The 18,308-nt window shown below is 36.3% G+C and carries 16 protein-coding genes and 1 pseudogene; 9 read left to right on the top strand and 8 right to left on the bottom strand.

Features of this window, described 5'->3' with window-relative positions; all coding sequences use genetic code 11:
- Positions 1–526: 526 nt before the first annotated feature.
- Positions 527–1,756 (bottom strand): Gfo/Idh/MocA family oxidoreductase, encoded by a 1,230-nt coding sequence (locus LQ203_RS17895; RefSeq protein ID WP_230159804.1) that lies wholly within the window; start codon positions 1,754–1,756, stop codon positions 527–529.
- Positions 1,757–2,429: 673 nt separating this feature from the next.
- Between LQ203_RS17895 and LQ203_RS17890 the strand changes: the two genes are divergently transcribed.
- The 4 genes from LQ203_RS17890 (at position 2,430) to LQ203_RS17875 (ending at position 7,124) form a co-directional block, all read left to right on the top strand.
- The gene (locus tag LQ203_RS17890) at positions 2,430–3,827 is read left to right on the top strand and encodes an MFS transporter (protein ID WP_230159801.1); all 1,398 of its coding nucleotides are present in this window, start codon (positions 2,430–2,432) and stop codon (positions 3,825–3,827) included.
- A 281-nt stretch (positions 3,828–4,108) separates the two neighbouring features.
- Positions 4,109–4,789 carry a transaldolase family protein gene (locus tag LQ203_RS17885; RefSeq protein WP_230159799.1) on the top strand — a complete coding sequence of 227 codons (681 nt, stop codon included), beginning with the start codon at positions 4,109–4,111 and terminating at the stop codon, positions 4,787–4,789.
- Positions 4,790–4,858: 69 nt separating this feature from the next.
- Positions 4,859–5,536 (top strand): DUF4867 family protein, encoded by a 678-nt coding sequence (locus LQ203_RS17880; RefSeq protein ID WP_230159796.1) that lies wholly within the window; start codon positions 4,859–4,861, stop codon positions 5,534–5,536.
- A gap of 475 nt (positions 5,537–6,011) precedes the next feature.
- Positions 6,012–7,124: a DNA alkylation repair protein gene (locus tag LQ203_RS17875; RefSeq protein ID WP_230159794.1), complete on the top strand. Its 1,113-nt coding sequence runs from the start codon at positions 6,012–6,014 to the stop codon at positions 7,122–7,124.
- Positions 7,125–7,351: 227 nt separating this feature from the next.
- Here LQ203_RS17875 and LQ203_RS17870 read toward each other — a convergent pair whose 3' ends face one another.
- Positions 7,352–7,906: an HPP family protein gene (locus LQ203_RS17870; protein WP_230159791.1), complete on the bottom strand. Its 555-nt coding sequence runs from the start codon at positions 7,904–7,906 to the stop codon at positions 7,352–7,354.
- A 121-nt stretch (positions 7,907–8,027) separates the two neighbouring features.
- The gene (locus LQ203_RS17865) at positions 8,028–8,612 is read right to left on the bottom strand and encodes a CGNR zinc finger domain-containing protein (RefSeq protein WP_230159789.1); all 585 of its coding nucleotides are present in this window, start codon (positions 8,610–8,612) and stop codon (positions 8,028–8,030) included.
- 372 nt (positions 8,613–8,984) lie between these two features.
- On the opposite strand from LQ203_RS17865, the gene treP reads away from it, so the two are divergent.
- The 4 genes and pseudogenes from treP to LQ203_RS17845 form a co-directional block, all read left to right on the top strand.
- The gene (gene treP, locus LQ203_RS17860; protein WP_230159787.1) at positions 8,985–10,436 is read left to right on the top strand and encodes a PTS system trehalose-specific EIIBC component; all 1,452 of its coding nucleotides are present in this window, start codon (positions 8,985–8,987) and stop codon (positions 10,434–10,436) included.
- A gap of 81 nt (positions 10,437–10,517) precedes the next feature.
- Positions 10,518–12,185: an alpha,alpha-phosphotrehalase gene (gene treC / locus LQ203_RS17855; protein ID WP_230159779.1), complete on the top strand. Its 1,668-nt coding sequence runs from the start codon at positions 10,518–10,520 to the stop codon at positions 12,183–12,185.
- Positions 12,186–12,216: 31 nt separating this feature from the next.
- Positions 12,217–12,927: a trehalose operon repressor gene (treR, locus tag LQ203_RS17850; RefSeq protein ID WP_230159777.1), complete on the top strand. Its 711-nt coding sequence runs from the start codon at positions 12,217–12,219 to the stop codon at positions 12,925–12,927.
- 235 nt (positions 12,928–13,162) lie between these two features.
- Positions 13,163–13,726: pseudogene (locus LQ203_RS17845) on the top strand (DUF3885 domain-containing protein); the annotation flags it as partial.
- A 185-nt stretch (positions 13,727–13,911) separates the two neighbouring features.
- Here the strand turns inward: LQ203_RS17845 and LQ203_RS17840 are convergent.
- The 3 genes from LQ203_RS17840 to LQ203_RS17830 all read right to left on the bottom strand — a co-directional run bounded on the left by LQ203_RS17840 (position 13,912) and on the right by LQ203_RS17830 (position 15,878).
- A complete protein-coding gene (locus LQ203_RS17840) occupies positions 13,912–14,259 on the bottom strand; it encodes a multidrug efflux SMR transporter (RefSeq protein WP_230159775.1) in 348 nt (115 codons plus the stop codon).
- A gap of 25 nt (positions 14,260–14,284) precedes the next feature.
- Entirely contained in the window at positions 14,285–14,614 is a 330-nt protein-coding gene (locus LQ203_RS17835) for a multidrug efflux SMR transporter (RefSeq protein ID WP_290370608.1), read from the bottom strand.
- 769 nt (positions 14,615–15,383) lie between these two features.
- Entirely contained in the window at positions 15,384–15,878 is a 495-nt protein-coding gene (locus tag LQ203_RS17830; protein WP_230159765.1) for an AAA family ATPase, read from the bottom strand.
- 309 nt (positions 15,879–16,187) lie between these two features.
- Here LQ203_RS17830 and LQ203_RS17825 point away from each other — a divergent pair, with 309 nt between their 5' ends.
- Positions 16,188–16,586 carry a GNAT family N-acetyltransferase gene (locus LQ203_RS17825; RefSeq protein WP_290370612.1) on the top strand — a complete coding sequence of 133 codons (399 nt, stop codon included), beginning with the start codon at positions 16,188–16,190 and terminating at the stop codon, positions 16,584–16,586.
- Between the two features lie 65 nt (positions 16,587–16,651).
- On the opposite strand, the gene LQ203_RS17820 is transcribed toward LQ203_RS17825, so the two are convergent.
- Entirely contained in the window at positions 16,652–16,885 is a 234-nt protein-coding gene (locus tag LQ203_RS17820; RefSeq protein WP_230159912.1) for a CotD family spore coat protein, read from the bottom strand.
- Between the two features lie 279 nt (positions 16,886–17,164).
- Positions 17,165–18,076, bottom strand: a complete 912-nt coding sequence (locus LQ203_RS17815) for an aminoglycoside phosphotransferase family protein (RefSeq protein WP_230159761.1) — start codon at positions 18,074–18,076, stop codon at positions 17,165–17,167.
- Between the last annotated feature and the right edge of the window lie 232 nt (positions 18,077–18,308).

Here is an 18,308-nt window from a genome sequence, read left to right as displayed (position 1 = left end):
GAGTGCCTGGAGGGGAAATCAACGGGCAAATTTTAAAAACCTAAAAAAATGTAAACAAACTCAATTATTATCGAGTTTGTCTACTGTCTGAAGCTTTTATATCATATAAAAGCTTCTTTTTAATAAGTTTCTTCTATGTAAGGGGGGACAGTCAGCGATATGGAAATACCCGTCTTTGCTATAATTGTCTCATGGTTAAATTCAAAGGGGCGGAACAACTTAAATATTTGTTGATAACATAGTTTAGAAAATTGATTTGCACATAGGATTTAGAGTGAGTGCCTTACGGTGGAATGAGGGGAAAACAAAACTAAGTATCGGCTTACCCCGGAATTCAAAGGGAAGAAGCATGTAAGATGCTCCAATATCCGAAAAGGATACTGTGCATTTTACATGCTCCCATTTACACCGAGAATGAACACAAATACAGAAAGGTGAGTTGTAGATCTTTAACGCCATACACCATAGTTTACATACTGTGGGGAGAGGACTGTGCTTAAGACGTACCCCTACTAGATTCGATTCATTAGAAGACTATAGCTTTCCCTTTATAAACGCTTTTTAACAACTCATCAATGTATACTACTTTTCCTGTTTTTATGGATTCTTCTGCCGCGATTCCGACGACAATAGACCAAAAGCCTTCTTCAACAGTTGCAGTTGTTGTGGATACGCCTTCAATATTATCAATAAAGTATTTGTGCTCATAATAGGTTCCCCCATTATGCCCACTGCTCTGGATAACAGATGGATAACAAGGAGTGGAGATTCTTGTAGGTTTACTTTCACCACTTAATACTTCTAGGTGTGTATTTGGTCTATTTACTGGTAAAAAATCATCGTTTTCATATGCTCTCAGTCTTCCTTCATCTCCACATATCGTTATTTCTTCATAAAACATAGGAGAAAACATACATAAATTAAAATTCGTGTTAACACCGTTTTCATAAATGATATTGACATTAGCATGATCAATAACATCCGATTTTTGATCTTTATATTCAAAATCAGTAAAATTGACAGCGCTTCCTCCAGTTGCATATACGTAAGATGGTTTAGATTGAGCAAATAAGTTTAAAAGGTCAAAGTAATGACAACATTTTTCAACTAATGTCCCGCCTGAATACTTAGAAAATTTATTCCATTGATTTACTTTATCGAGGAATGGAACCCTATGTTCTACAATGCTAATTGTTTTAACGTCACCAATGGATTTTCGCTCGATTGCTTCATGAATCGATTCATTATAAATGGCTTTGTATCGATATTGAAGGCCAATTTGAAATATCCCTTTATAATCATCAGCAAGTTCTTTAATTTCCAATGCATCTTCTAAATTAGTAGCCATTGGTTTTTCCAGTAAAATATGTTTACCAGATTTGACAGCTTCTCTCACAATCTCAAGATGGGTATAATTTGGCGTGCAAATAATTAGTCCATCTACTTGTGGATCATGACAAGCGTCCGTTAGACTCTGATATTCTACTAAATCGTGGCCAGGGAAGTTTTCTGAGAACATTCTTTTCGTATTTTCAATACTTTTCTTATCTATATCATAAATACCATGGATGGTGGCTCTTCCTTCTAACATGGTTACTTTAATATGCTCATGTCCTATCATTCCAGCACCAATAACGTTGAATTTATATTTTTGTTGTTCACTTTTATAAATGTATTTATCCTCTTCAGATAAGTAATCAACATTTAAAAAGCCTGAGAAAAAGTTACTGTTTAATTCTTTTCTTTTTGTACTCATATCAATAACCTCCGTGTAATGCCCTATTTTTTAATCAAGTTTTACGAGTTTTTCCCTCTGATTACTTACTTTGGTATTCCAAAAGAAGGTGTAAAATACACTTGCTAGCGTTATAGGAAAGATAGGCAATTACTAAGCTAATGCTGAAAGTTTGAGGGCAAATTGCAACATTATGCACACTAAACGTAATTACCTTTAAATAAAAATCAGTACCTTTGTTTATTATAAGAATACGTTTACAAAATTACAAGTGAAGATTTTAAAATAATCAAAAATTCTGAAAAGATAAAAACTGAATTTACACCTTACTAATAGGTAAGGCATATTAAAAAAAAGAAGAAGCTATGTGTAGGTGGAAAATCTGATGAACGAAAGATTCGGTAGAGTATGGAAGTATATTTGTATACTTTTACTATAGGATATATTTTTTTAAACAGAAAAAAATATATGGAAAAGGCTTGCTATTTTGTATGCGTTTTCATAATATAATAAAAACATAGTAACTTTTTCAAAAAAGATAGTAATCTTATCTCTAAAATAGAAGGGAGATTATGCCGTGAAGATTTTTTAACTGGAATTTTTTAGTGTCTGCATTTCTTATGAAGGGTTATTTACAAATATCCAAGTGGAAATTTCTTGAATTATAAAAATGGTCTCTAAAAGGAGAGAACTTATGGAACAATCAGTCATTCAAAACGTTGAACGTCCAGTTGAAACTTCTAAGAAATTAAAACTTAAGGAAAAAATCGCTTACGGAATGGGGGATGTTGGAAATAATTTTTTGTTTGATTTAGGTCAAATATATTTGCTTAAGTTTTATACCGATGCACTAGGATTGCCTTCTGCAACTGCTGGACTAATCTTTTTAATTACAAAAATTTGGGACGCTTTTGCCGATATTACTGTAGGTACTTGGGTTGATAATCGAAAAAAAATTGGTCCTAAAGGAAAGTTTAGACCTTTTATACTTTACACAGCAGTACCGCTAGCTCTTATTACAATCGTGAGTTTTACTAATCCAGATTTTTCACTTACAGGAAAAATGATTTGGGCTTATGCTACTTATATGGCTTTTGGAACCATTTATAGTATTTCGAATATCCCTTACGGTTCAATGGTTCCGGCTATGACCAAAGATCCTGTAGAAAGAGCAGAGTTAGCTGCATTTAGACAAGCAGGTGCAAACTTTGGCTTACTTGTTACTACAGTTGGGTTTATGCCTATTGTGTTACTTTTTGATAGTGAATCTACTGGATATATAGTAGCTGTATCGATATTTGCATTTGTAGGTGTTTTATTTCAAATATATTGTTATGCGAATGTTAAAGAACGGTATGTATATGAGAAGCCAAAAGAAACGCAAGTAAAACTAAGTGATAGTTATAAAGGGCTTCTAAAAAATACGCCTCTTCTGATACTTTGCTTAGTCAACTTGTTTACCTTTTCAGCGTTTAATGTGAAGCTCGCAGTACAAGTATATTATTGTCAATATGTATTAAAAAATGTTTCTATCGTTCCTTACATGGGTTTTTTTAGCATTGGCTGTGTGTTTATTGGTGTGGCATTAGTTCCGTTTATGGTTAAAAAGTTAGGAAAAAAATACACGTATATACTTGGTTGTGCAATTTGGGCAGTTGGCGATATATTAGCTTATCTTTTTGCTGATAACGCAGTAATATTTATCATTTTAGCTTGTTTTGCATTCTTTGGAAGTTCATTTGTTAATAGTTTAAACTGGGCATTTGTTTCTGATGCAGTTGAATATGGAGAATGGAAAACAGGTAACAGATCTGAAGGTGTGGTTTATTCTTTCTTTACTTTCTGTCGCAAACTATCTCAGGCCCTCGCGGGTTTTATTCCAGGGATTGTTTTAGGGTTGGTCGGTTATGTTCCCAATGCAGTGCAAAATGCTAATGTAGTTGAAGGGATTAGAGGACTAATGTTCATATACCCAAGTACTTTAGCCATGGCAACTATTATTGTAATGGGAATATTTTATAAACTATCAGATGAAAAATACAATAATATCGTAAAAGATCTTAATGACCGTAAAACCGGTGTACCTATGTAAAATAAAAGTGAAGAGTAAGACTGTAGGATTTAACCATTTGAAGACCTGTTATGTTAGGATATTGCCATTTTTGAACCGATAGAGTGTATGTTTTTAGAGTAAAAATTCCAAGTGTGCTTCTATCGTAAAAACAGACTGGCGGTATTGTATAAAAAGATATTTACTAGAATCTGTATAAAAAGCTTGAAATATTGTAGTCTATTTTTTATTATAATGTTAAAGGTAATGATGTTTTAGGTAAACATTATTATGTTTAAATTAATAACAAGGAGGAACAAACTATGAAATATTTTTTGGATAGTGCTATTCTTGAGGAAGTTCGTTATGCATATAAAAATTGGGCAATTGATGGTGTGACAACAAACCCCCGTCACATAATGACTAGTGGTAAACCATTCCTAACAGTTTTAGATGAACTAGGAAGTGAATTTAAGGGAGTTGAAAACTTTCCTATTTCAGTCGAGATTAATCCTCATTTAGAAGATGCAAAAGAAATGGTTGTAGTAGGAACTAAAATTGCAAAATTATCTTCTAATTTCGTCATTAAGATCCCATGTACAGAGCCTGGTTTAATTGCTGCGAGGGAATTTGAAAAAGAAGGTATTCCTACGAATGTTACGCTTGTTTTTTCTCCGTCTCAAGCCTTACAGGCTGCCCGAATTAAGGCTAGTTTTGTATCACCTTTTGTTGGATGGAAAGAAAATAGCGGAGATGACACAACTCAATATATTCAAGACATCGTAAATATCTATAAAACATATAATTTTGATACAGAAATTATTGTGGCTGCATTACGGAACGGTAAACAAATGGTTGATGCTGCGAAAGCAGGTGCTCATATCGTGACTTGTGGCTTCGATGTTTATAAGGAAAGCTTCCACCACGCATTTACTGATTATGGATTAGATAAATTCCGCAATGCTTGGGATAACACAATAACGGAAGTACCCGTATTAAAATAATAGATAGCGATGAAGGGTACCTCATAGGTTTTTCTTTGAGGGGCCTTTTATAGAGAAGAAATGAGGCGAATGGCTTTGTCTAAATTCGAAACGATAAAAGGGCTTAATAAACACGTTTCTTTTTTTCATGTTGAAGATAGAACGTTTACCCCATACGGTAAAATAATCAAGGGATATGATTTCCATGAGTTACAAACTTATATGGAAGATACAGAAATTCCTCAAGATCAAAATATATATATTGCCTCTGTTGCAAATATGGAAAATAAGAGAGTGAATGAACAAATTCAAACAGCATTTTATGGTGAGATGTCGATACAAATTGGATATTGTAATGGTCCTAACTCAACTTTAAATGGTTTAGAATATCATAAAGGCAGTGAAATCAACATCGCTGTGACAGACCTGGTTCTTCTCTTAGGAAAGGTACAAGATATTCAAGACAATATCTATGATTCTAATAATGTGACAGCTTTCTTTATACCTAAGGGAACTGCCGTGGAATTATATAGTACGACATTACATTTTGCGCCGTGTAAAGTAAATAATGATGGTTTTAAGACCATCGTTATTTTGCCATCCGGAACAAATGAACCATTAAAAGAGGACTTGGAAAAAAGAACAGAAGAGGATAAGCTATTATTCATGAAAAATAAATGGCTACTTGTTCATCCTGAAAGAAAACAGTTAGTAAGCCGCGGTGCATATGCAGGAATAAGAGGAGATAATATTTCGATTTTCCAGTAATGTCAGATCATTAACTAAGAGAGGGACTTTAAAAAGTATATTATGTTATAGGTATGCAAACAATTTCCTTCTTCTTTATCTCTCTTTTTCTAGTTTTTTTGACGAGTTGCCAAACGTTAAAAAGAAAACGTTCTCAATTCCTAAAAGCCTTAGATGCATATCATTTGAATGTCTACCGAAGGCTCATATATTAAAAATGCATTCAACTCCAAGTCTTGTCCTGCTTGGAGTTGAATGCATTTCTTAACATGATTATAATAAACCGTCAAATATTAACCTTTGTTCAACTGAGCAAAGCTAAAAAAAGAGATCTGTAAAATGAATTTGGCAAGGGGAGCTAAATGGCTATGTTTGATATGATTCTCAAGGATTTTATCGGTTAGGTTATTGCGTTATCTCCTTGTTATATGATAGGGGAAAATGCTATGGTTGAGATACATTTGCAAGTCCAATATAAAGAACAGAAGTGAAATAAATGGCTGAGCCCTTAAAGGATTTATATAATGAAACGTTCATTCGTGAATTCGGTGAAAAAGTAAAGGGTGTCCATCCGTCCTTCTCTACTGAATCGTTTGTAAGGGAAGTGATTGATGAGCATTGGGACGAGAGGAAGTTAAAAGAACGAATTAGACATATTTCCATTACCCTCGGGAGGCATCTTCCAAGTGATTATCAAGAGGCATTGGATATTTTGTATCAAATTGATAAGGATTGTGAAGGGTTTAGATATTTATTTTTCCCGGACTTTGTCGAGGTACATGGATTGAATAAGAAAGATTGGCCGTTATCGCTAGATGCGTTGGAGCGTTTTACTGCAAGGTCATCCTCTGAATTTGCAATCCGAGCTTTTATCTTGCTTGATCCCGTTTTAATGATCGAGAAGATGAAGGAATGGACCAAGCATGATGATGAACATGTCCGCAGGCTGGCTAGTGAGGGGTGCCGGCCCAGGTTACCTTGGGGACAAGCTTTACCGATGTTCAAATCCGATCCGACACCGGTATTGGATTTGCTTGAGAACCTGAAAAGCGATCCGTCCATCTATGTACGCAAAAGTGTGGCAAATAACTTGAATGATATTGCGAGAGATCATCCAAATGCCGTCATAGAGACTGCCAAGCGCTGGCATGAAAGTGGAAACCCCCAAACGATTTGGATTGTTCGACGGGGATGCCGAACTCTTGTTCGTAAAGCGGATCCAGAGGTCCTTTCATTATTTGGTTACACGGATGTATTGAACAATCTTACTATCATTACAAACGCATGTATTAGAAATGAACCAGATTCGATTTTTATTGGGGAAACCAGTGAACTTTATTTCGGGTTTCTAGTGAACGTGAAGAATACAGCGAAACTTCGTATTGAGTACGCCATCGATTTTGTTAAAGCCAGTAAGAAAACGTCTCGCAAAATATTTCTACTGGCAGATAGGAATTTCACGGATGGAGAACGAGTCGAGAGAGTGAGAATCCACAATTGGAAGGATTTGACGACACGTCGTCATTACACGGGAATCCATCGTATCTTCCTTCTCGTAAACGGAGTGGAAGTTGCAGAAACGCATGTAAAACTAAACGCTGAAACTTAATTGTTTATTGATAATATTCAATGAGTGCCTAGAGGGAAAATCGACGGTCACATTTTAAAAACCTAAAAAACTGAAGACAAACTCCAATATTATCGAGTCTGTCTTCAGTCTGAGAGGAGCACCCCAGCTCCTCTTTTTGTTATTTAGATATAAGTGCAGATTACTCATTTTTGAATACACTTCGTTACATCGTTTATCGCAACAAAAGGCTTATACTTCTATTTACCTTAAATCCAAAAAGTCGGATAGTTCCGATTGCTGCGCAAATTATTAATTAACAGTGCAAGGAAAACGATTATCACGGAACCAATTAACACAGGCGTAAATAAATAGCTCAAGCTATAATGACCAAGCATAACAACAAGGGGATCTGCCCCTGCTGGTGGGTGCGTCGTTTTTGTCAGCATCATGACGGCAATTGCTAATCCGACTGCTAAGCCGATTGCCCAAGGCTCATCGCCAAAAAAATGATAGGAAGCTAAACCTATGAATGTTGAAACAAAATGGCCCCCAATAATATTCCGTGGCTGTGATAACGGCGCATTCCAAAGACCGAACGCCAGTACACAACTGGCACCAAATGGAGCCATTAACCACAATGCTGATGTCATTTTTGTTAAAAGAATTAAAGCGAAAATAGTTAAAAATCCACCGATTAGCCCGGTTATTGCGTCTTTTACATTTATCTGTAAAGGACTTCTTCCTTTTCCCTTCATTTTAGATAAATACCGTATATGAAATGAGCTTGTTTCTTTTTGCCCAGTCACAGCTATGCGGTCCATTATTCCCCCTCCTTACAAGTACATTTACACTTTACACGAAATAAAATAACCTGTCAAAATCATTTTTAACGGTTAGTTAAAAATCTCATAAAAAAACCTACTCTTTTAAGAAGTTGGCTCTTCATTCATCATCAGATTTCCGGTGTTGAAATCGGGCGACCTTTTTTCTATTACCGCATATTTTCATTGAACACCACTTACGTCTTCCACTTTCATCGATAAATAACAATACGCAATCATTATTCGAGCAACGCTTTAATGAGGCTAGCTTATTTTCTTCTATTAAAGTTAATAAGTCATAAGCAATAAAAGAAAGCAAGATATCTTCTGCTTCTCCAACAGGTATGGGAATCAATTTTTGATCCATTAATTTATAAGTGAATGGTGCTTTTTCGATTTTCTTTTCTGAAAAAGCGATAAACTCATCAGGAAACGGATTCCCATCTGCTATTAATTCGAAATGTCTTCTTAAAATTGTACGCATTTCTAGAAGACATACGAATACCTGCTCGATTCTCTCTTTAAGTTTTAAGCATAGCTGATCATTCCAAAATGAGTTTTGCTCTTTTATTACAGTAAGCCAGTCCAGCACATCTTCTTCTGATAGCAATAAGTCTTGTCGTTGACCACGACTGACTAGTTCCGTGTTCACTAAATCCAGAGAAAGATTACCTGATATAAGTGGAAATTTATTAGTTTCGGACACAAGTTCATCTCCCATTTATCTATTATATTCTAACCATTAAGTTGTCAATAAAGAGGTTATATCCTCATTATACCTTATTACTGAATTTTACAGCTACTTATCATGTCTGATGGGAATTCCTTTCTGTAAATCTATTATTGCGCCCTTAACTGGATTACATTTCTTGCGTTTTAATTCCTTTATTGTGGATGAATCGTATAGTAAATCGAAGCCTATGAGAATCACTCCTTATATAAAGTGAAGGTAGATGGCTGGAAAAAAGTTATTGACAAAACCTGTACGTACAGGATAATATGAAAGCGTATACAGAACCTATACGTACAGGTTATAAAATCAATTATATTTTGCTTTCTAGGGAAGGGAAGTAGTGAAATGGGTAAATACACAGAACCTGCAAGGGATTTGCTCCAACATGTCGGAGGGAAGGAAAATATTGCAACGGTTACGCATTGTGCGACAAGAATGCGATTTGCATTGAAGGACCCTGGCAAGGCGGATGTAAGCAAAATTGAATCGATTAAGCTTGTAAAAGGAACATTTACACAAGCTGGCCAATTCCAGGTCATTATCGGGAATGAGGTATCATCTTTTTATAATGAATTCGTTTCCATGGCTGGATTACAGGAAGCGTCAAAAGAAGATGTGAAAGAAGCAGCTAAACAGAATATGAGCTGGCTGCAGCGTTTGATTTCCCATCTTGCGGATATTTTCACACCATTGATTCCTGCCATAGTGGTTGGAGGCCTCATTCTTGGATTCCGCAATATCATCGGCGATATTAAAATGTTCGATGACAGTACGAAGACGCTTGTTGATATTTCACAATTTTGGGCAGGGGTTCACTCATTCCTGTGGTTGATAGGTGAAGCCATATTTCATTTTCTTCCTGTTGGGATTACATGGTCCATCTCGAAGAAAATGGGCACGACTCAAATTCTCGGCATCGTCCTTGGTTTGACCCTGGTTTCTCCACAACTTCTAAATGCCTACGCAGTTGCAGGCACGAAGGCAAGTGACATTCCTTTTTGGGATTTCGGTTTTGCCCAAGTCGATATGATAGGCTACCAGGCCCAGGTCATCCCAGCCATACTGGCGGGCTTCGTTTTGGCATATTTGGAAATTTTCTTGAGAGATAAAGTGCATAATTCCATTTCCATGATCGTCGTTCCATTTTTTGCTTTACTTCCAACAGTAATCATTGCCCATACCATTTTGGGGCCTTTAGGTTGGAAAATCGGTTCAGTCATTTCAACGGTTGTATATTCCGGACTGAATTCATCAGTTGGCTGGCTTTTTGCTGCCGTCTTCGGCTTTGCCTATGCACCACTTGTCATCACAGGCCTGCATCATATGACAAACGCAATCGATCTTCAGCTTATGAGTGAACTAGGCGGAACGAACCTTTGGCCAATGATTGCTTTATCCAATATTGCTCAAGGTACAGCAGTGCTTGCGATGATTTACATTAACAGAAAAGATCAGGAGGAAAGACAAGTTTCCATTCCAGCTACGATTTCATGTTATCTCGGAGTAACGGAGCCTGCCATGTTCGGCATTAACTTGAAATACGGCTTCCCGTTCTTAGCCGGTATGATTGGTTCGCTGTTTGCTGGCATCGTATCAGTCGGATCTGGGGTGATGGCGAACTCAATCGGTGTTGGGGGGATTCCAGGTATCCTTTCCATCCAGCCAAAGCATATGGGAATGTTTGCGGTCGCGATGTTGGTTGCATTCATTGTGCCATTCATTTTGACTATAGCATTCTCCAAGCGCCCTCAAATGAACTTGAAAACAAGAACGAAAACAACGAAATTAAATGCGTAATAATGCGGAGGGGGAGCATTCTCCCTCTTTTTTATCATAGAGACAAAAGGATACAACCGGGAAAGCAGAGGAGGATTTACAATGAAGGATTTTAAAAAAAGTACCATCTATCAAATTTATCCGAAGTCTTTTAAGGACTCCAATGGCGACGGCATCGGCGACATAAATGGTGTCATTGAAAAACTTGATTATCTGAATAAACTGGGAGTGGATTATATTTGGCTGACCCCTTTTTATCGTTCACCTCAAAATGATAATGGATATGATGTAGCGGATTACACATCCATTGATCCAGCGTTTGGGACGATGGATGAATTCGAAAGATTGGTGAAGGAAGCTAATTCACGGGATATCCAAATCATGCTGGATATGGTATTCAACCATACTTCAACAGAGCATGAATGGTTCCAAAAAGCACTGGCTGGAGAGAAAGCATATAAGGATTATTATATTTTCAGGAAATCAAAAAATGAGGAGCCCCCTACAAATTGGATTTCAAAATTCGGTGGCTCTGCATGGGAATATGTAGAGGAACAAGATGAATATTACCTCCATTTGTTCGATCGGACACAAGCGGACCTTAACTGGGAAAATCCGAGAGTAAGGCAGGAAATCTTCAATATCATTAACTTCTGGCTGGATAAAGGTGTCAAAGGATTCCGATTGGATGTTATCAATCTTATTTCTAAACCCGAATTGTTTGAAAATGACAAAGAAGGAGATGGACGTTGCTTTTATACAGATGGTCCCAAAATTCATCAATTCCTTAAGGAGATGAATGAAGAAACGTTTGGGAAGGATATAGAGGTGATGACTGTTGGGGAAATGTCATCAACGACCATCGACCATTGCATCAAATATTCATCTCCAGATGAAAAGGAGCTGTCCATGGTATTCAATTTCCATCATCTAAAGGTGGATTACAAGGATGGTGAAAAGTGGTCGATTGCTGATTTTGACTTCAGGAAGTTAAAAGATATCCTAAGCAGCTGGCAATCTGGTATGCAAGAAGGCAATGGGTGGAATGCCCTGTTCTGGTGCAACCATGACCAGCCGAGGATCGTGTCCCGGTTTGGTAATGATTCAGAGTATCAAAAGGAATCTGCCAAGATGCTTGCGACGGCCATCCATATGCTTAGGGGAACCCCATATATTTATCAAGGTGAGGAAATAGGGATGACCAATCCGAAATTCAGTCAAATTGAACAATATCGCGATGTGGAGTCGATTAATTATTTCAATATCTTAAAAGAGGAAGGCAAAGATGAGAGTGAAATAATCGAAATCCTCCAAGCTAAATCCCGCGACAACTCCCGAACTCCCATGCAGTGGAAACATGCAGAGCATGCAGGTTTTACGGAAGGGACGCCATGGATTACAGTGCCTGAAAATGCAAAGGCCATCAACGTGGAACAGGCACTCAATGATCAGGATTCCATCTTCTATCATTACCAAAAACTTATATTATTAAGGAAGAAACATGATATCATTGCATATGGGGACTATCAGGAAATTCTAGGCGACCATGAAGAACTATTCGCTTATATACGCAGTCATGAAGATGAGAAACTTTTGGTCATCAATAACTTTTATGCAAAAGATGCTTCCTTCAAAATTCCAAGGGGGGCAGACCTATCCGGATTCAAGTCAGAGCTCCTGCTCTCAAATTATAGTGATTCAAAAGAGCATGCAGGTGAGTTTATCCTGCGCCCCTATGAATCATGTGTCTATTTGTTGAAAAAGGAGTAGCAGACTAACAAATATATATTGTGGTGATGAAATGAACAGTAAGTACGTATCGCTATACGGCGATATCGTTTCAAAAATTGAAAAAGGAATCTTTCCCACCAATTCAAAGCTTCCATCCGAAAGTAGTTTTATGGAAGAGTATGGAATATCGAGGGATACTGTGAGAAAGTCTTTACACCTGCTTGAACAAAATGGGTATATTCATAAAATCAAAGGCAAGGGTTCCTTTGTGTTGGATTTCAGCAAATTTAATTTTCCAGTAGCAGGCTTGATTTCCTATAAAGAAATGGTGGAAAAGTTGAATCTGCATTCCAAAACGATCATCCATACCATGGAGCTTGAGCCACCTGATTCAAACATGATTAAGCTTCTTGACTTAACTGAAGGCGAAAAAGTATGGAAAGTTGTCCGAGTCAGGCAAATCAACGGCAAGAAAATCATTTTGGACAAAGACTACTTCAATAGTGAGTTCGTAACTAACCTGACAAAAGAAATTTGTGAGGATTCGATTTATGGATATATTGAAAAGAAACTGGGACACCAGATTGGTTTTTCAAATAAAGAAATCACTGTGGAGCCATGCAGTGATGAAGATAAACAATTATTGGACATAGATGACTACAATATGGTGGCAGTCGTGAAAAGTACGGTCCATTTAATGGATGGAACCCTGTTTCAGTATAGTGAATCCAGGCATAGACCCGATAAATTCAAGTTTACGGACTTTGCACGAAGAACTTGATGAAAGCCTGAGCGAAATGTTCGCTTAAGCTAAGACCGAAAAATCTATAATCAATAATAATAAAAAGGTCTTTATTCTTGAAACTCAACTCCATTTGAAAAGAGAAGGTCGCAGGGGCGACCTTCTCTTTTCGAATGCAAAACAAGTTGCAGCTGGATAGGTTGAAGAGTAAGTTGAAATGAAAGGATATATGGAATTTAACGAGTGTATGGAGACCCATTAAAAAAATTTTTCTTTAAGACCTGGCTTATTTTATAGCTGGTATTTGGTATCCGTTTTGAATTGGGGGTTGATTGCTTGAAGACAATCCCTACCTTAAAGGAGTTTATAACAGGGCAATTACTTTGTTTAAATCTTAACATGTTGATAATGAAGAGGTTTTTGTCGTGGCAAATGTAAACGATTTTACAAACAAAGTTAAAATATTCAACCGTCATGTTAGGGATAATAGTGTACGATTCAAGTTAAAGCATAAAACAATACCTAACGTTTTTCCAGAAGATGAGGAAGAGCAGCTACATATAACACACAGGTTCATTCTTAAATGTAACACATCGGATATTCAGTATGCGCCTCTATTAAAAGCTATTTGCAATCAAGACAGGGGGATAAAACCTAGAATTTCACATGATCTCTTTTTTTTGTGAATATCAAAAGGAAAACCATTTTTCATGTTTATGATGATAGGGGATGTTATTTGCTAGCGACCGCACCCGAAACAATAAGAGGAATATATGAAAAATATAATGATTGGATTTTAGATTACGATAGAGAAGATATCGATAAAGTTTTTAAGTAATGATCAAAGCTCATAAATTAACATGTTCTGGAGGATTTAGATTAAGTTTTTTGATTGTTGGGCTTTTGAAAAATTAAAAGGGAGGGCATGAACAAAGGAAAAGGTAAATTTGGAATCCTTAAAATTTTGAAGACATTAACGCTTTTTCTTGGTTAACTAACTGGAAGAAGAAAATCATCAAACCCTCAGATTGATGATTCTCCTACTTGTTTTGGAGTGTGGGATCCATTTAACAAAACGACTCCACCTATTATTAAAACTAAGCCACCTAATGTAATCAAATTAAATGGCTCATTCCATAACAGTACGCCAATTAACGCTGTTAAAGCGGTTCCTATTCCTGACCAAATGGCATAAGCCAAACTTAATGGAATGGTTTTTAGACATAAAGATAAGCAATAAAATGCTAATCCAAAACCTAATATGACCCCAAAAGAAGGATATAAATTAGTGAATCCTTCAGATAATTTAAGCATGGTCGTACCGAATATTTCGCTAATGATCGATACCCCTAAAGCTATGTAACCTTTCATGCTATTACCTCCGATTTTCAAAAGGTCAATGAGAGCCACCACTGGTGAGTTTCAAAACAACAACTCCTCCAATGATGAGGGCTAAACCTGAAAATTTTTTTAGATTAAAGCTTTCTTTATAAACGATAACACCAACTAGAGCAGTTAATGCCGTACCTATACCTGACCATATCGCATAAGCGGTTCCAAGTGGAATGGTTTTAAGAGATATAGACAGGCAATAAAAAGCTAACCCCATTCCCAATACCACACTAATGGAGGGCAACAACTTTTTAAATCCGTTAGATACTTTTAACATGGAACTACCAAAAACTTCACTTATGATGGCTATGGCCAAAAATGAATATGGATTCAAGATGAACTCCCCCTTTGTTGGCATATTAATTAATTACATGATGACTTCCCCAAGCATCTTACCACATCTAATCTAGCTTTATAAAACAGTTCTGTGTAAACCTCATTAGAATCATTTTGTTAGTCAAAAAACCGTCTAGATGGTCTTTTTTATATTGAACAATACGTCTATGTTTCTTGTCAAGGCATTCTATTGCACAGATCGTATAGAAAAAATATATTTCTTCGGATTTTTGTGGGCAATCAATAAATTTTCAAAATGTATTATAAAAGTAGATAAAAAGAATCTATATAAAGATATAAGGCATATCCTTGGCACTGAACTAAAAAAATAATGGACGTTTTGCAGCAAAAGGACCATGTGTTAAACAAGGGTTTTTAGTTATTTTGTCAAATGAAGTTCAATCGAAAATGATGGGATGAACTTCGATCATGGAATTAGGATACGAATAATAGAGTTGAATCGTTAAACGGCAACGCGAGATAAATAGAAAACAATGATGGGTGTTGATGGACAGTGGGAAAATGGTCTTTAAGAACTTGTCCATTTTTTGTTTGGCTGAATGCCCATCAATCAAGTCATCAGGGTATCAGAATTTTTTTAAAGAAGGTAAGGAAAAGGAAAATGGTAGAATATGATAAATGAAATAATAATAAGCTTCATTATTTCATGGATTTCCTTCTGAAAGCCAGCAACAGACAAGTTTGAGCTTTCAGAAAAGCTGTAGGAGGTTCACCAGAAAGCTTCATATCTGGATTAATAATGTTCTTTATTTAGGCAAGTTCTTCATTATCCATTGTTTAATTAACTTAGCAACTTGTGGTGGAGAAGTGTTTGAAGTGTCTAAAGTTGGTACTGGAGGAACTGAATTTTTGGCTTCTTGAACTAATTTCTCAGATAGTGCATTCATATAGGTAATGCTGTCAGTCGTCCATTTACCACGAGCCGATAATCGTTGTGTACGTGCTTCTTCGTTACAATAAAGATGTAGGTAATGAACTGGATTGAATAAAGGGAAATGGTCGCAACTTTCAACATTATATGGATCAGGAACATTGCCGAATAATACGGAATTTCGGCCGGAATAAGCACTATAATAGGCAACTTTCAACCAATTATCACAAGCTGTTTGATAATCGTCGTTGTTAACGATAAGATCCATATCAAATACATTGAAATCAACCATGATTTTCTGCAATTCCAGTGAAGTTGCTGATTTACCTGAGCCACTAATGCCAGTCACAATAAAAATAGGGTAAGTCATGATCATCACCTTCCAGTATGTTAAGGAAATAGGTTACTATTCTCTTAAAGATATTTTCCACTTTATTTATTAGTATGTTGAAACTGTTGATTCGCGTCTTTTATTTACCCAGAATGAAAAAAGAACTTTGACTGCCCATAAGCTTGTTTTAGGAATGGGATTCTTATTTACGGCTAGGATTGTACTTTTTGAATGCGGACGTTGCTTGTTTGTTATATAAAAACTCACAGGATATAGAAAGGGGGATAATTATGTATGTTAGTCAGGGATCATGAATTGATTGTAAAATTAAACTAAAATGTTCACAATCTGCATGTAAAACTATATCCTAAGTATTTTAAGGAATATGACTATAGTGCAATGAAGGATACATTCAAAACTTTAGTTGAAAATAACAGGTATGTTTTTCTTCTTTTAAAAGATCATGAAGAACCGGTCGGTTACGCATGGATTGAAATTAAAAACCATCCAGAAAATGCTTTTAAAAATGCGTATAAATCTGTGTATGTACATCAACTTAGTATCGTTGAAGGTCAAACCCAAAAAGGGTGCGGTAAAAAACTGAAGAATGAAGTCTTTGATATTGCTAAAAAGAACGATATAGATTTAATTGAACTGGATTATTGGTTTGAAAACATCGCTGCAAAAGAATTTTATAAAAAACAACACTTTAAAAAGTATAGGGAGTATGCATTTAGACAGTTGTAAATTATGAATATCAAATTTTCAAAGGTTGATGGAATTAATAAAAACCCCGAAATGGGGTTTTTTTATTAATATCTGAACATTTTCATTGAATAACAAGGGGGTTGAGGAACTCCACAAACAAAGTTTTGGGTATGACACTCTTTCACGACACATCGGGTATGCGGAATATACGTGATGAAGTGTTTATTCACGGTAGTTGTATGTGTTGGATGAAAAACTGGAATCACAGTATTAATGACATTTGTTTTAACATCATGATTTGTTGGGGAGATTTGAGGTGGATTATTCTGAGTAGGCATTGTTCGATGTGGGCAATATTGTGGTGGACATTGACCGCCTTGTGGATGCCCCCATGGCTTATTATACATATCAACACCTCCTATGTTGTTTTTAAAGTCATTGTTAGTTTATGAAAATAAGTGATAAAGGGACTAGTATAAATGCCTTTATCAAAAATAATGACTACATAATGGCGCTGTATGAATGGTTCACTTTATCGAAAACTTCTCCCTAGCAGGGAGAGGGGATTTTATCATGGGCATATCTGATCTTTCACTCATAAAAAAATGGATGAAACATCAATTAAAGCGAATTTGGTTAATCGCTTGACGAACAAATGTCTTGTGTCTTTTTCGCCAGTTATTTTCCTTGCTTTTTTCCAAGCCCCATTCAGGAAATGTAGATAACCGTAATGCGGCAAATAATTGCCAGAAAGATAAGTTTGTAAAATTCACCTCCGGCATCATGCATTTATATTGATTGGTGAAGTCATTCATCGCTTGCATTCCAAAATGAAATAAAATTTCGAGTTGACTATTTGCAAGGTCTGCCAAAGGATCCCCTAGGCCTGAGTCCTCCCAATCAATTATGGAAACTAATTTATCTTCTTTCCATAATATATTTCCTGGCCAATAATCTCCGTGAAGGATTACTTCCTTATTCAGTGAGGGTAATGGCATGGAAGATATTAATAAATCTCTAATCAAGCTCAGGTTCAATGTTTCGTCCAGGATTACCTTATTTAACATCTCGGCATTGTTTTTTTCTAGTTTAGGCAGAAATGATAAATCTAGATTTGAACAATCGACACGGTGGATTTCTGCTAGATTGGTTGCCAACTGAAAGATATATTCTTTTAAATTTGAGGGAGTGAATTCTGGATTTCCATCAATAAATTCGATAATTACACATGGCTTGGAAAAAAACTCGCAGGTTTGATCGAAGTAATATGGCGTCGGGACAGGCAAACCTGCAGCTTTCAATATCCTTAAGAGCTTGTGTTCATCTGCCGCAACATTTGGGTTTCGTTTCAAATCATTATCACCATGCTGACGAACGATCAGTCTTGTGTTCTGCCCTGTAGATTGTAATACTTCAAGTCCAGTAACCTGTGCAGAGATTCCGCCTTTTAAGTCCCAGACACGAATAAGCTTGTTTCCTGAATCTAACATTTGAATCAATTGCTCAAACCGTTTGAATTCATTCGTCATGCGTTCTTCTCCTTATAAAATCGGATTATTGAACATCATAATGATGGGATATCGATAGTGTCCATCTGCCCTGTTACCCACATTAGCAGAATCATAAGGGCGCCTTGCCTGTTGCCCATTATAAGAATGTGGTTATTTCATGTATGATGTCACGTCCTTTAATTGATAGAAGTTCCTGTTTGATTTTACCAAAGTAAAATAATAGAAGAAAGCTTTTTAAGGAAATCAAAAG

The organism is Peribacillus sp. Bi96, from assembly GCF_918698115.1.
Lineage (GTDB): Bacteria > Bacillota > Bacilli > Bacillales > DSM-1321 > Peribacillus.
This window is presented reverse-complemented; position numbering and strand designations above follow the sequence as displayed.

Bases quoted from the DNA above. Each gene is read 5' to 3' on its own strand.
- LQ203_RS17895 (WP_230159804.1), bottom strand. From the start codon at position 1,756: ATGAGTACAAAAAGAAAAGAATTAAACAGTAACTTTTTCTCAGGCTTT.
- LQ203_RS17890 (WP_230159801.1), top strand. From the start codon at position 2,430: ATGGAACAATCAGTCATTCAAAACGTTGAACGTCCAGTTGAAACTTCT.
- LQ203_RS17885 (WP_230159799.1), top strand. From the start codon at position 4,109: ATGAAATATTTTTTGGATAGTGCTATTCTTGAGGAAGTTCGTTATGCA.
- LQ203_RS17880 (WP_230159796.1), top strand. From the start codon at position 4,859: ATGGCTTTGTCTAAATTCGAAACGATAAAAGGGCTTAATAAACACGTT.
- LQ203_RS17875 (WP_230159794.1), top strand. From the start codon at position 6,012: ATGGCTGAGCCCTTAAAGGATTTATATAATGAAACGTTCATTCGTGAA.
- LQ203_RS17870 (WP_230159791.1), bottom strand. From the start codon at position 7,906: ATGGACCGCATAGCTGTGACTGGGCAAAAAGAAACAAGCTCATTTCAT.
- treP (WP_230159787.1), top strand. From the start codon at position 8,985: ATGGGTAAATACACAGAACCTGCAAGGGATTTGCTCCAACATGTCGGA.
- treC (WP_230159779.1), top strand. From the start codon at position 10,518: ATGAAGGATTTTAAAAAAAGTACCATCTATCAAATTTATCCGAAGTCT.
- treR (WP_230159777.1), top strand. From the start codon at position 12,217: ATGAACAGTAAGTACGTATCGCTATACGGCGATATCGTTTCAAAAATT.
- LQ203_RS17840 (WP_230159775.1), bottom strand. From the start codon at position 14,259: ATGAAAGGTTACATAGCTTTAGGGGTATCGATCATTAGCGAAATATTC.
- LQ203_RS17830 (WP_230159765.1), bottom strand. From the start codon at position 15,878: ATGACTTACCCTATTTTTATTGTGACTGGCATTAGTGGCTCAGGTAAA.
- LQ203_RS17820 (WP_230159912.1), bottom strand. From the start codon at position 16,885: ATGCCTACTCAGAATAATCCACCTCAAATCTCCCCAACAAATCATGAT.
- LQ203_RS17815 (WP_230159761.1), bottom strand. From the start codon at position 18,076: ATGACGAATGAATTCAAACGGTTTGAGCAATTGATTCAAATGTTAGAT.